At 40.1% G+C, this 13,360-nt stretch carries 12 protein-coding genes and 1 pseudogene; 9 read left to right on the top strand and 4 right to left on the bottom strand.

What is annotated here, in order from left to right; translation table 11 throughout:
- Window positions 1–233: 233 nt before the first annotated feature.
- Genes pdsO through P4S71_RS04300 form a run of 3 tightly spaced genes read left to right on the top strand, consistent with a single transcriptional unit; the run spans window position 234 to window position 3,632 of the window.
- Complete coding sequence (gene pdsO, locus P4S71_RS04310) at window positions 234–965, top strand: sortase-associated OmpA-like protein PdsO (protein ID WP_337150180.1); 732 nt, start codon at window positions 234–236, stop codon at window positions 963–965.
- Between the two features lie 46 nt (window positions 966–1,011).
- Window positions 1,012–3,030, top strand: a complete 2,019-nt coding sequence (locus P4S71_RS04305) for a marine proteobacterial sortase target protein (protein ID WP_337150179.1) — start codon at window positions 1,012–1,014, stop codon at window positions 3,028–3,030.
- Entirely contained in the window at window positions 3,027–3,632 is a 606-nt protein-coding gene (locus tag P4S71_RS04300; RefSeq protein WP_076915761.1) for a class GN sortase, read from the top strand. The genes P4S71_RS04305 and P4S71_RS04300 overlap by 4 nt, the downstream gene beginning before the upstream one ends.
- Here the strand turns inward: P4S71_RS04300 and P4S71_RS04295 are convergent.
- Window positions 3,527–4,485: pseudogene (locus P4S71_RS04295) on the bottom strand (DMT family transporter). The gene P4S71_RS04300 and the pseudogene P4S71_RS04295 overlap by 106 nt on opposite strands.
- Before the next feature lie 119 nt (window positions 4,486–4,604).
- Here P4S71_RS04295 and proB point away from each other — a divergent pair.
- The 4 genes from proB (at window position 4,605) to P4S71_RS04275 (ending at window position 8,167) form a co-directional block, all read left to right on the top strand.
- Window positions 4,605–5,708: a glutamate 5-kinase gene (gene proB, locus P4S71_RS04290; RefSeq protein WP_170071763.1), complete on the top strand. Its 1,104-nt coding sequence runs from the start codon at window positions 4,605–4,607 to the stop codon at window positions 5,706–5,708.
- A 116-nt stretch (window positions 5,709–5,824) separates the two neighbouring features.
- Window positions 5,825–6,184 (top strand): glutaredoxin family protein, encoded by a 360-nt coding sequence (locus P4S71_RS04285; protein ID WP_007581591.1) that lies wholly within the window; start codon window positions 5,825–5,827, stop codon window positions 6,182–6,184.
- A 39-nt stretch (window positions 6,185–6,223) separates the two neighbouring features.
- Window positions 6,224–7,708, top strand: coding sequence for a glutamate--tRNA ligase (gene gltX, locus P4S71_RS04280; protein WP_033037980.1), 1,485 nt, complete (start codon window positions 6,224–6,226; stop codon window positions 7,706–7,708).
- Between the two features lie 159 nt (window positions 7,709–7,867).
- Window positions 7,868–8,167 (top strand): hypothetical protein, encoded by a 300-nt coding sequence (locus tag P4S71_RS04275; protein ID WP_007377003.1) that lies wholly within the window; start codon window positions 7,868–7,870, stop codon window positions 8,165–8,167.
- 13 nt (window positions 8,168–8,180) lie between these two features.
- On the opposite strand, the gene P4S71_RS04270 is transcribed toward P4S71_RS04275, so the two are convergent.
- Both P4S71_RS04270 and P4S71_RS04265 read right to left on the bottom strand, forming a co-directional pair.
- Complete coding sequence (locus P4S71_RS04270) at window positions 8,181–8,576, bottom strand: hypothetical protein (RefSeq protein ID WP_337150178.1); 396 nt, start codon at window positions 8,574–8,576, stop codon at window positions 8,181–8,183.
- Between the two features lie 104 nt (window positions 8,577–8,680).
- Entirely contained in the window at window positions 8,681–9,529 is an 849-nt protein-coding gene (locus tag P4S71_RS04265) for a lysostaphin resistance A-like protein (protein ID WP_442961707.1), read from the bottom strand.
- A gap of 884 nt (window positions 9,530–10,413) precedes the next feature.
- Between P4S71_RS04265 and P4S71_RS04260 the strand changes: the two genes are divergently transcribed.
- Together P4S71_RS04260 and P4S71_RS04255 are read left to right on the top strand one after the other, a co-directional pair.
- Window positions 10,414–11,064: an SMI1/KNR4 family protein gene (locus tag P4S71_RS04260; RefSeq protein WP_337150176.1), complete on the top strand. Its 651-nt coding sequence runs from the start codon at window positions 10,414–10,416 to the stop codon at window positions 11,062–11,064.
- Between the two features lie 124 nt (window positions 11,065–11,188).
- Entirely contained in the window at window positions 11,189–11,662 is a 474-nt protein-coding gene (locus tag P4S71_RS04255) for a hypothetical protein (RefSeq protein ID WP_337150175.1), read from the top strand.
- 436 nt (window positions 11,663–12,098) lie between these two features.
- Here P4S71_RS04255 and P4S71_RS04250 read toward each other — a convergent pair whose 3' ends face one another.
- Complete coding sequence (locus P4S71_RS04250; RefSeq protein ID WP_033040661.1) at window positions 12,099–13,253, bottom strand: IS110 family transposase; 1,155 nt, start codon at window positions 13,251–13,253, stop codon at window positions 12,099–12,101.
- Window positions 13,254–13,360: the final 107 nt, after the last annotated feature.

Below are 13,360 nucleotides of genomic sequence, written 5' to 3'. Positions count from 1 at the left end.
TGTTCTAAATAAAAAACTTTTAACGACGTTATAGTGCAATTTAATTCGTTAAATTGATCAAAGATTTATGCAGGTTGGTATTAAGTAAGGTTAAAAAGGCAATTGCCATTTTTTTGCCACAATTGCTCAGCAGTTTGCCATTTTTGATCCCCTTTGCTGCCACTTGAGCTTGTTTTAATAGGTCCATCAAAACAAAACATCACAAATTAAAAAGTAAGTTTAAGGATCAAATCATGAAGAAGACATTAATTGCATTAACACTCGTTGCTAGTTTTTGTACTCCAGCAATTGCCTCAACATCTAACACGCCATCAAAAGAAGCCCATAAAGAAACGGCTATTGGACTAGGTGCAGGCGCTATTATTGGCGGCGTAGTGGGCGGGCCAATAGGTGCGTTTATTGGGGCATTTGCCGGTGGTTTAATAGGCGATTCAAAAGTAGCTGATAACAAAATTGCAGAGCAAGAGCGTGCAATTACGGTCATGAAAGAAAAAACCAGCGATTACCAACACGTGCTTAACCACAATAATATGTTAGAGCAACAGCTAGAAGTGCTTGCCAATCAAAATGAGCAGTTAACTCAAGCTCAAATTAATAACTTATTGGCGATGACAGTACAATTTAAAACAGGTTCAAGTGTTATTGCCCCGCATTTTGCACTGCAGTTAGACCAACTGGTTACCTTGTTAAACAACCAACCACAACTCGCACTTGATTTAAGTGGCTTTGCCGATCAGCGCGGCGATGAGCAAGCGAACCTTTTACTTTCTAAAGCGCGTGTAAATGCCGTGCAAAGCTACTTAATAAAACACGGTGTGAGCCACAAACGTTTAAGCACGCAGGCATTTGGCGAGCAGCAAACATTAGCTAACAGCAACACGGTGGAAGATAACTTTTTTGATAGACGCGTAACGCTTACCACTCGCTCAATGAATCCAGTAAATGGCCAAACGGCGAGTAACTAAAACTAACTGAATCTAAGTAAAACAAAGCGTTCGATGGAGTGATTTTATGTTGAGTAAACCAACCAAAATGCTTACTAAATTAAGCATTTTTATATTCATAGCGATTGTGCTGTTAGCGAGCTTCAAAAGCCAAGCGCAATCACCCAAGTTAGAACTTTTTGATAGCAATGGTGCGCCAGCAGGCCCAGCAATAATATTAAAAAGCGACGCCAATATGACCTTAACTGGCCTAATTAATCATGTTGTAGTAACGCAAACCTATCAAAACGAAAACCCGTTTGCGGTTAATGCGCGCTACGTTTTCCCATTGCCTGATGAAAGCGCCGTACATGCGATGACGATGCGTATAGGTGAGCGAGTTATTAAAGGCCAAATTGATAAAAAGGTAGAAGCCGAAAAAAAATACGAGGAGGCTAAAAAAGCAGGCAAGCAAGCGGCCCTTGTACGCCAGCAACGCGCCAATATGTTTATTACGAATGTGGCTAATATTGGCCCTGGGGAGCAAGTAATTATTGAGCTTGAGTATCAAGAAATAATTGATTATAGCAGCGGTACATTCGCTATTAGGTTTCCTACTACCATTACACCGCGTTATCACGCGATTAGTGGTGAGGTTGAGGTGAGTACTCAAAAACAAGCGCACGTTAACTCACTCCCAACGGGATGGTTAAGCCCTGTTTACAGTATTAAAAGCAGTAATCAAAATGATAACGTACCAAGCAGCCAATTTAGCTTAAACATAGATATAGACGTAGGCTTAGAGCTGGTGGATATCAATTCTAAATTTCATAATGTTGATGTGCAAAACACTGCGTTTGGACAATATAAAATAGCATTAAATGAGACAAATGCAGTTAATCGCGACTTTTTACTTGAGTTTAAACCGCTGCAAAAAGAGCAGGCTCAGGCCGCATTTTTTACTCAGCAGTTTGAAAATGGTGACCGATACGGACTTGCTATGCTAATGCCACCAGGGGATCACTTTACACAAACTCAACGCTTACCTCGTGAAATGGTATTTGTAGTTGATACGTCAGGCTCTATGCACGGGCAATCTATGGAGCAAGCTAAAAAAGCCTTGTTTTATGCGCTGTCATTACTCGATAGCGACGACAGCTTTAACATTATTGGTTTTGACAACATAGTAACTCCAATGAGTGATAAACCACTTATAGCCAGTGACTTTAATTTACGCCGTGCAGAGCGATTTATTTATAGCCTAGAAGCCGACGGCGGCACTGAAATACAAGGTGCGCTTAATGCCGTACTTGATGGCAGCGAGTTTGATGGTTTTGTACGCCAAGTTGTATTTTTAACTGATGGCAGCGTAAGCAACGAAGATGCATTATTTAAAAATATTCAAAGTAAGTTAGGCGATAGCCGCTTATTCACAGTGGGTATTGGCAGCGCACCGAATAGCTTTTTTATGCGCCGAGCGGCAGATATAGGTAAAGGCTCATTTACGTTTATAGGCAGCACAAGCGAGGTGCAACCTAAAATGCAGCAGTTGTTTGATAAGCTTGCACATCCGGCTATTACTAATGTGGCGCTAAGCGATGAAAGCGGTAACAACTTAGATTTTTGGCCATCACCACTTCCTGATTTATATTTTGGCGAGCCTATCATGGTCGCTATAAAACTTAATAATGCTAAAAATGTGGTACTTGCTGGGCAAACAGCACAAGGGCCTTTAAGTATTAGATTAAGTACACAAAATAGTTCAAGCGCTCAAGGTATAGCAAAACTGTGGGCGCGCCAAAAAATTAAGTCATTACTTTTATACAACGAGCAAAGTACCGTTAAAGATGAAGTACAGGGGCTTGCGCTTACTCATCAATTACTTAGCCCGTTTACTGCTTTTATAGCGATTGAACAAACTCAAATAAAAGAAGTGGCAGAGCAAACGGCGCAAGCTACTAATGTAGTACCGCAAGGTATGGCAATGCGTTTACCACAAACCGATGGGCAAAGCAGGCTGCATATAGTATTAGGCTGTATTTTATTATTAGGATTTGGCGCGCTTAAAATAAACCGAGGGCTTAAATTAAGTAGGGAGCATAAATGAAAAAGTGGCTAAGCGCGGGCTTACTAATAGCTGGGCTTGGATTATTTGGGCACGGCACTTATATGCAGGCAAAAGCGTGGCTTGCTCAAGTGTTAATTGAGCAAGCATGGCAAGAGGCGCTTAAATCACCCGGCACTAAAGTAAAACCGTGGTATTACGCAGACAGTTACGTTACTGCAAAGCTTAATTGGCCAAGCCACAATAAAACTTTAAGTGTATTGGCAGGAGCAAGCGGGCGTAACTTAGCATTTGCGCCAAGCCAATTTTTACCCGCAGGGGCGCTTGGTGGTAAAGAGTTTGGTAACAACAAAGGCGCGCTAATAGCAGGGCATAACGACACCCACTTTGCATTTTTACAAAACGCAAAAGTGGGGGAGGCGTTTACTTTACAATTGCAAAGTGGGGTGATACAAAACTATGAAGTAACGGGGATTGAGGTTATTCATCAATCTCAACATGACTTTTTACAAACACCTGGATTGTACTTGCTTACCTGTTACCCTTTTGATTCGCTTGCCTCAGGTACTGATTTAAGATTGCTTGTATCTGCGCAAATGTCTTCGCCCGATTCACTAAGTGGTATATCAACCACAAGTTCTTGATGGCGCTGGCTTACCATTACACCAATAAATACCACAAATATGCTCAGCCATTGCCACACGTTGAGCACTTCGCCCAAAATAATAGCTGACAAAATAAGTGTAAAAATAGGAATTAAATTAGAATATGCAGCCGCGGTTAATACCGATACTTTGCTAATAGCATAATTGTACATGCCGTAGCCGCCAAGGGTTACACACGAACCTAAATATAAAATACTCATAAGCGCGGTTAAGTCGTGTTGGTTTTCGCTTGGTAGGTCGATAAAAAACAAAAAAGGTGCAAAAAACAAGCTGCCGCTAATACCTTGAAGTGCAATTAAAGTCAGGGGGAATAGCGATTAGCTAAATGCTTAATACTTACGGTATAAAATGCCGCACACACCATAGCCATCAACTCTAAAAAGTTACCCAGTAACGGATTTGGTGCTTGCTCAGAATTTGGGGATAGAAGAGTAAGTAAAATACTGCCGCCAATACACAGCGTAAAACCGACCACAATGGATTTACTTATGTATTCTTTAAGTAATACAAAGGCAAGTAGGGCAATAATTATAGGTAAGCACGACACAATAACACCCGCCTGCGAGGCTGATGTATATTCCATTGCATGGCCTTCAAATAAAAAGTACAAGCAAGGCTCAGCAAGCGACATACCCACTAAATACTTCCAATCACCTTTTAAATACTCAAAGCGAATAACGTAGCGCCATAAGCAAAGCGATAAAACTAACGTGGTGAGCATGCGTAAAAATATTACCAAGGCAGGGTCGTAAATGGCAATGGCATATTTAAGCGCTATAAAAGAGCTGCCCCATAAAAAGGTGGCAATAATTAAACACAAACTGGCAGGCATAGAGAGTAATTTATATAATTTAATAAAATCAGATCCTAGCATGAATATTTTTAACTTGTTCAAAAATACCGAGCTGGTATAAATTAATTCATCTTTAATTAATGATTAGTAAAAAGCACATGCAAAGGGAACAGGTAATAGTTGTAAAGCTTGGTACAAGCGTACTTACTGGCGGCACCGATAAACTAGATAAAGCACACATGGTTGAATTAGTACGCCAATGCTGCGAGCTTAAAAAACAAGGCCACCAGGTTATTTTAGTATCGAGCGGCGCGGTAGCTGCTGGGCGTGAACAGCTATTAAAACCCTGTGGCAGAAGCTTAATTGATAAACAAATGCTTGCTGCAATTGGACAAGGTCAACTTATTCATATTTGGCAGAGCTTGTTTGGTTTATATGGGATAAATGTAGGACAAATGCTGCTTACTCGCGCTGATGTAGACGACAGAGAGCGCTACCTTAATGCACGCGATACGCTCAATGCGTTATTAAATTACGACGTTGTACCCATCATTAACGAAAATGACGCAGTCGCTACCAGTGAAATAAAAGTAGGCGACAACGATAATTTATCGGCGCTTGTCGCTATTTTGGCTAATGCTAATAAACTATTGCTACTTACCGATCAAGAAGGCTTATTTACCAGCGATCCGCGCACAAACGCCGATGCCACCCTCATTGGCGAGGTAACACATATAAACGATGAACTGCGCCAACTTGCTGGTGGCAGTGGCACAAATTTAGGCACCGGCGGTATGGCAACTAAACTGCAAGCCGCCGATATTGCAAGGCGCGCAGGCGTTGAAGTTATTATTGCTAAAGGTGCAGGTAAAAACGTTATTTTAAAATGTATGAGTGACGAGTTACCAGGCACGCGTTTTTTAAAACTCACCGCCCCAAAAGATGGCCGTAAAAAATGGTTACTAGCCGGGCCTAAAAGTACCGGTCAAATTGTTATTGATACAGGTGCTATTGGCGCCCTTCAAAATAAAGGCGCAAGTTTACTCGCTAAAGGCGTTACTAATGCATTTGGACGTTTTGAACGCGGTGATTTAATTGATTTAATAGATGCAAAAAATCAAGTGATTGCACGGGGCTTAACGCGATTTAGTAGCGTTGAGGTAAATAAAATAAAGGGTGCGCACTCTAGTCAAATAGGCCAATTACTCGATTACGATAGTGGCGCAGAAGTACTTCATAGGGATGATATGGTATTGCTATAGAAGCACTTTTAGTAAATTAAATTACTTGAGTGTAATTCTCGGAGTATTACACTTTTTTGATTGCAAATTTGTGCTAAAATCTGGCTCCTTAAATTGTTGTAAGCAGAGCACAGAACATGAAATTAGTTCGTTGGTTTTTAGGTTGTATAATCTTATTCTTTAATTTTGTATTTACTCCTCGCAGTAAAAAGCGTGCAAGCGACGAGCAAGCACAGCTTGATCAGCAAACCTCACAATTTAAACTGTATCAATTTAAAGCATGCCCGTTTTGTGTAAAAGTACGTCGCGCCATTAAACGCGAAGGCTTAAACATAGAAACGCGTGATGCAAAAGACAATGAGCAATATCGTCAAGAGCTACTAGAGCAAGGTGGCAAAGTTAAAGTACCTTGCCTGCGTATAGAGCAAAATGGCCAAGTACAATGGCTGTATGAATCAAACGATATTATTGCTTATTTAAACAAAGTAGCTGCATAAACCACTTTTACTATCTCACTTATTTAAAGAGAATATACCATGACAATTCGCACCCGTGTTGCCCCGTCGCCAACTGGTGACCCGCATCTTGGCACCGCTTATATCGCCTTATTTAACTACTGTTTTGCTAAACAACAAGGCGGTGAATTTGTACTTCGTATAGAAGATACAGACCAAGTACGTAGCACGCCAGAGTCTGAACTTGCGATTATGGATAGCTTACGCTGGTTAGGGCTTGAGTGGGATCATGGTCCTGATGTGGGTGGCGAATTTGGTCCTTACCGTCAATCTGAGCGTAGCGATTTATATAAAAAATACGCGCATCAGTTAGTTGACGATGGTAAAGCGTTTTACTGCTTTGCAACAAGCGAAGAGCTTGATCAAATGCGTGAAGAGCAAATGGCAGAAGGCTTGCGCCCTAAATACGACGGTCGTGGTTTAAACCATACAGATGAAGAAATTAAAGCAAACTTAGCGGCAGGCAAACCTTACGTTATACGTATGAAAATCCCAAGCGAAGGCACATTTAAGTTTAACGACTACCTACGAGATGAAATTGAGATCCCGTGGGAAAACGTAGACATGCAAGTGCTTTTAAAAGCGGATGGTTTCCCAACGTACTTTTTAGCGAACGTAGTTGATGACCACCATATGCAAATTAGTCATATTTTCCGTGGCGAAGAGTGGATTAACTCAGCACCTAAATTATTAAAACTGTATGAAGATTTTGGTTGGGAAGCGCCAGTACTTGGTCACTTACCATTACTACGTAACCCAGATAAATCAAAGCTGTCTAAGCGTAAAAACCCAACATCTATTAATTACTATAAAGAAATGGGTTACCTGCCAGAAGCCGTGCTTAACTACTTAGGCCGTATGGGTTGGTCAATGCCAGATGAGCGTGAAAAGTTCACACTTAATGAAATGATTGAAAACTTCGACATGAAGCGTGTATCGCTTGGTGGCCCAGTATTCGACGTAGATAAATTAAGCTGGTTAAACGGCATGTGGATCCGCGAAAACCTAACCGACGAGCAGTTAATTCAGCGCTTTGTTGATTGGAAGTTTAACGGCGAAATGCTCGCTAAAATATTACCAGAAGTTAAAACACGTATTAATACGCTGTCGGATATGGTTGAGCTTGCAGGGCACTTTGTAGGGGGGATTCCAACTTACGATCCTGCGCTATTAACAGCCGGCAAAGCAGACGAAAACGTAATACGCCAAGCGCTGCAATTTTTTGTATGGCAGCTTGAAGGTTTACGTAGCTTTGAAAAGCCAGCTATTTTTGCAATTGCAAAAGAAGTTGCAACATTCCACGAGCTTAAAATTAAAGACTTTTTAGAGCCAATTTTTGTCGCTATTACAGGCAAAACATCAAGTACGTCAGTGCTTGATGCAATGGAAATATTGGGGTCTGACTTATCACGTGCTCGTTTACGTGTAGCCCTTGCTCATTTAGGTATTTCTAAAAAGCAGGCTAAAAATATAGAGCGTGCGTACCGCGAATACCCAAGTGCATAATTGCTAAACAATGTACTTTTAAAAGCCGAGCTTTACTAAGCTCGGCTTTTTTGTTTCAGGCTGTTTAGCTATATGACATCGTATTTTGATATTGTTTAGCCTAAGCATTCATAATTTACTAAATGCTACAATGCGGCATATAAACTCATAGGAGGCAGTATGATTGCAACCGTTAAAAACAAAGCTATTTTTAGCAGTAATACATTTTCGATAAACCTTGTTACTTACCCAACTAATCACAGCGTAATGAACCATATTGACCCTGTGCAGCAAGGGCGCTATTACAAGCTCAATTTTGTATTAGAGCAACCTAAAACAGGTGGGGTATTTAAATGCTCAAAATGCATTATAAATTTATTTAATCGTGTGTATTTGTTTAGACCCGATAAGTACGAACATAGCGTATCTAAAATCGAGTCTGGAAAGCGCGTACTACTTAGCTTTGCGCTTAATATATAATTTGCACTTTTACTTATTGATAGTCGTAGGCTTGTCCGCTACATAAAACAGATAAGTCGCAATACGATACAGACGTTTCGCTACAAGAGTTAATAGTAAAAGCATTCCCGCCTCTGCGCATGGCATCAGCTTTAAGTAAATCGGTAGCATTTGATTTAGAGCGATTGTAGCTTACATTATTGCTGCCCAGTCCATCGCCATCACAGCTTTCAGCTTCTATTCGGCCTAAAAGTGTTGCGCCACTTTCGTGTGCTTCTTGGTCGCTATAAAATTGCTGTAAATCTCTTTTATTAATGTAGGTGCCAATTTCTTGAGATAAAACGCCGTTGTCTATATCTGTATGAAAAGTAACGCCAGAACAGCCAGTTAACACGAACACCACGCTCATTATTGTTATAAAACGCCGCATATTTATTAGTCCCTTAATTTATTATTTGAAATAGTAAATTACTAACAAAATCAAATGCGGGCAATGTTTACTACTAAGTAAATTGTTAGCATTTGTAAATGTATTTAGATTTTATTGAGCATAGGGTAAGTAAACAAAAAGAAGTGGCAAACGTTCACTAACCAATGGCATAAAATAGCCCATTCTAAACGCTGCGTTTTATAAAAAATATAGCCGTATCCTAAGCCTGCTATAAACGAGACCAGCACATAGTTAATGCCCCCTGCAAAATGTGCCAAAGCAAAAATACCAGCCGTAATTAAAGGAGCAAGTAGCGCTAAACGGGTTGGTGTAATAATTTGGCTAAGCTTAGTTTGTAGTAAACCTCGAAATAAAGCTTCCTCGGCAACACAGGTAAATAAAAGATTAATAGCAATAAAGGCTAACCAAAAGTCGGGCACTTTTGGGTTAAAGCTTACAAGTCCAAGCATTAAAGCCGCTATGAGCGTAGCTAAAACAGTAGCAATAACTATTAAAATGGGTTGTTTAACGTTTAATTGACCCGCTTTATTAGAGTCTGCTTTTAAAGGCCTTTTATTTGAATAAAAATAAGCACAAAGAAATAACCCAGCCATAGCTTTATCAAAATTAGCATAAAGGGTAAAAGTAATCGCATCGCTGGTAATACGCTCGTTTATAACAATAGGGAGGTTACTAAAACCAGGCACCCAATGAAGTGCTAATGCTAATGAGGTAATAACAAAAACAGTACCTAATATAGTGCGTATTATTGCCCGCTTTGTATTTAGCGCACAGTAGTATAAAACAACGTAAAGCCCAGTGCTCAGCAGAGCATATAAATTTATATAACCTTCAGCATAAGCACTTACAACACTTAAAGCTACTAAGTAGTGCCAAAGGGGTTGTCGTATTATAAGAATATTGACAATGCCAGAATATAAAAAGCCATTTATTTATCATTTTCTAGTGTTAAGTACTAAACAATAACGTGCAATTTTGTATTAATAAACCATTATATTTTCACTAATCGGTACTGTCATCGTTGGTGTGTGTTTATAGATTTAATGAACAGGCTTATCTTATTAAACAGACAGTAATGAGCGATAAGTAGCTAGGCAGTACTTACGTGTATGAAATTAAAATTTGATCTTGGTCAGCCTATAAAAAGCAACTGCCAAAGCAGTACTTGTTATTAGTAACACCGTCTTTTGTTATCAATTTAGTTGGTTGCCTAGGTTAATAAATGCTGTGAATACAGACAGTGATTGTTGTTTTGTCCAATATTACTGATCTCCACCATTTTGGTGTATTTCTACAATTATAAAAACCGGGTTGATATTAACCATTTGTTTACATGGAGTTATTTCGTGACTAAAATAGATGCAACGTAATATATGGACATTTGTCGGTTTATAAAACGACAAATGTCGTATACAAAATTGTTAGTGTTCACGGAGGTTTCAGCTGAGAGTCAAGGCTAGCAAACAGTTAAAAGCTGAAATGTTCAAAAGAGTTTTGATCGCTTTAGTACTTTTTGTAATAGGAGTTTATATTCTAGGTTCACCTGATGGAGTTTGCTTTGAGATATTATCTCGCGATCTCTGTAACCTAGAAGAGAAGGCCGTAGTTTTTCGATGGATACTGTTTTTTGATTCTCTTTTGCTCGCATATGTTATGTTGCCTTTTTTTCACTTAGGCGCTATGAAATTCATTATTAAATCAAAGAACACTAACAAGAAAATCAACAAGGACTAAAAACAGCGGGCTGTTCGCTCCGCTCCATTTTAGCCCACTATTTTTAGCCTGTTATTTAGGCGTTATGCCTCAAGAGCGAATCATGGAATATAGCGAAATCATAGACAACTGGAAAACCTTCGCCAATGCAGTAAAAGCTATCGGAGGTGATGTCCAAGCTTTCACCATAGAAGATCCCGCAACTGAAAAAGAGGTTGCTGCCTTAGAGGAAAAGCTAGGTTTTCCTTTGCCTAAGTCACTGAAAGAGGTTTTGCTTAGCTTCTCAAGAAAAGTTGAGTATCGTTGGTTTCTACCTGATGAATTTGAACTCGAAGACGAAATGTCGGAAATTTTCTCGGGTGACAGGCATTGGTCACTAGAATGGCTCTATGATTTTAATGAGTCAAAGAATGGTTGGGTCGAAGAGTGTTTTCCAAACAAGGAAGACCCATATGATGTTGTTTGGCGCAACAAGCTTGCGTTTCATGAAGTGGGAAACGGCGATTATTTGGCAATTGATATGTCCTCCCCTGAAGCAGAGCCAGTTGTCTATTTAAGCCATGATGACGGTGATGGACACGCAGTCAAGCTAGCAAAAAATTTCAAAGACTTTGTTTTCGAAAGTAGCCTCATAGGTTGCGTTGGCGGTGAAGATTGGCAACAACTGCCATTTATTAAAAACGGCAACAAATACATAAACGGAAATTGTTCCAATGCTATTAGGCTTAGAGAAATCCTTGGAATCAAGGCATAACAAACGGCTGCACCGGACAAATTTCCGCTGTCACCTTTTGTGCAAAAATACGCACAAAAGCCGCCATCAAAAATTTGCTCGGTGAGCCGGGCGTTAGGTTTCAGGTCAACCGTTGGAATAGTTCATGAATCTAATTGAAGCAAAGTATTTTAAGACTAAGTTTTGGTCAGAAGAATACCCTTGTATATATATTGATGGTGTTCGCTTGGATTCAATTATTAATCAGCTTAAACCTGATCAAGATTATCTTGGTTTAATACCAACGCTATTTTCAGCATTAAATCATGATGTCGAAGAAATGGTGGTTTGGGAAAGGGTTTTACCTAAGAATGGAACGGCTATTTTACCATTGTTAATGTGTCCTGATGATGTGGATCTATATTGCACTTTAATTGTCGTTGAAGTGCTTATAAAAGGAAATACAGTTATATGGACAAGATTTGGGTTAGATGATTCTTCTGATGATGATTATGTTCCTAGATGGCTGGGAACTGAAGTAAATTGGTTTGAAAATAGCCCTGCTTATGAATTTAAACTCGAAACATATAAAGCAATGCTAGATGTTTTTTCCAAAGAACGAGTTAAAAATAAAAGCTAAAAACCTAACAAAAATATGCACTGGGACAATTAAACGTCGGCCCGTTTTTTGCGAAAAAACAAAGGCTGCAAAAAAGCAGTCCAACATTCAATAGCCCGTGATATGGGCGTTGGTATGACTACCACTGTCAAGTTAAACGCACTGATCCCTGCCTAACTTTTTTAAGCCATAATTACTTTAGCTCGAATTAGAGCGAGTTAATACATAGGATGAAGCAAGTAATGTCGTCGGTTATCTTGCTGATATTCGTTGGTTATTACTATTTCTAGTAACAGAGCAGACCTTACTTATTGCGTCCTGTGGCGGTCACCGATGGCACCTGTTTTCAGTCTATGTTCGTGGTTCAATGAAGCGTTAGCTACATTGCCATCCTAACGCCGTCGGTGGTTGTGCCACTCCCGATGCTTGATCCTATGCATTAACTCTAATTCGTTTATCATGCAGGTACTCTTGCCAATCTAAGTTTTGTATTTACTGGCGTTAGCACCACTTCTTTTGCAATTGCCCATATGTATGCAATCATTTCTCGAGCAATGGCGGTGACAACCAGGTTGTAATGTTTCCCTTTGGCTATCATTTTTTTATAGCGCTTGCAGAGCCTAAGTTGTGCTTTCCACGCAATATCAATAATGTCCTTTGGTAAACCCTCTTGTCGTTTTTGCATATCTGTCGATATATTTGCCGCATACCGATAAGTGTGTGCGCCTTCAACGAGAAGGCGCCTCGCTCGGCCGTTTCCGCATTTTGTGATGGCGCCAATATGGCGTTTGCCACCACTCGAGTGCTCACTAGGTACAAGACCAAGATAACTCATTAATTTGCGGGGGTGGTCGAAGCGCGATAAATCGCCAAGCTCAGCAACAACGCCGGTGGCGACCAACAAACGAACGCCACGCATAGCTTGTATTGCTTTTACTACAGGATAATAACGCCACTGGTGAACATGGTGTGTTAGTTCATTGTCTAGCCGTTCAAGTCGGCTTATTCGTTCATTAATTGTGTGTAAAAACTCTTGTAAGACGATGTGCTGCGCGGGATGTGGCAACACAAGCTCAGTGAGCCAACGTAAATGTTTTTGTGACCAATTTGCAGTGCCTCTGTAATTAATATTATTGCGAAGCAGCAGTGCCTTTAATTGATATTTAGCATCTTTTAAATCCTTCATTGCCACTTCGCGTGCGCGAGATAAATCACGTACGGCTTCATCTTCAGGCTCGGGAACATAAATAGGTGTTAAATCTTCAGATTTAAGTAATTTAGCGAGCTTAAGGGCATCACGTTTATCGGTTTTAATCTTCTCACCTGGCTTTTTGGGAATAAGAGAGGGTGCAACCACATAACAGCAATGGCCGAGACTGGTAATTAATCTGTAAATCCAATAACCACATGGGCCAGCTTCATAAACAAAATGAAGTGTTGCGCCAGGGTATTTGGATTCAAACTGACGAACAAGCTTTTGAACAGCCACTTTGGAAGACGAAACTCGGCCAAGATGAACGGGTTTCGCACCTCTATGTTCTTCAATATAGGCGACTTCATTGAATTCTTTATGTGTATCAAGACCGATAAAAAGTATGCTATGTTTATTCATGTTAGCCTCTGCTGTTTAGTTAATTGACAAACTAATTATGGCTCTGGCTTTGAATTAAGCTAACCCACGAAAAGCGGAGGCTAACACCGTGTGGGAGTCATTATGTC

The organism is Pseudoalteromonas sp. B62 (assembly GCF_037162565.1).
In the GTDB taxonomy this organism is placed as follows: domain Bacteria; phylum Pseudomonadota; class Gammaproteobacteria; order Enterobacterales; family Alteromonadaceae; genus Pseudoalteromonas; species Pseudoalteromonas fuliginea.
Note: the sequence above shows the minus strand (reverse complement) of the source record. Positions and strands in the feature narration are given on the sequence as shown.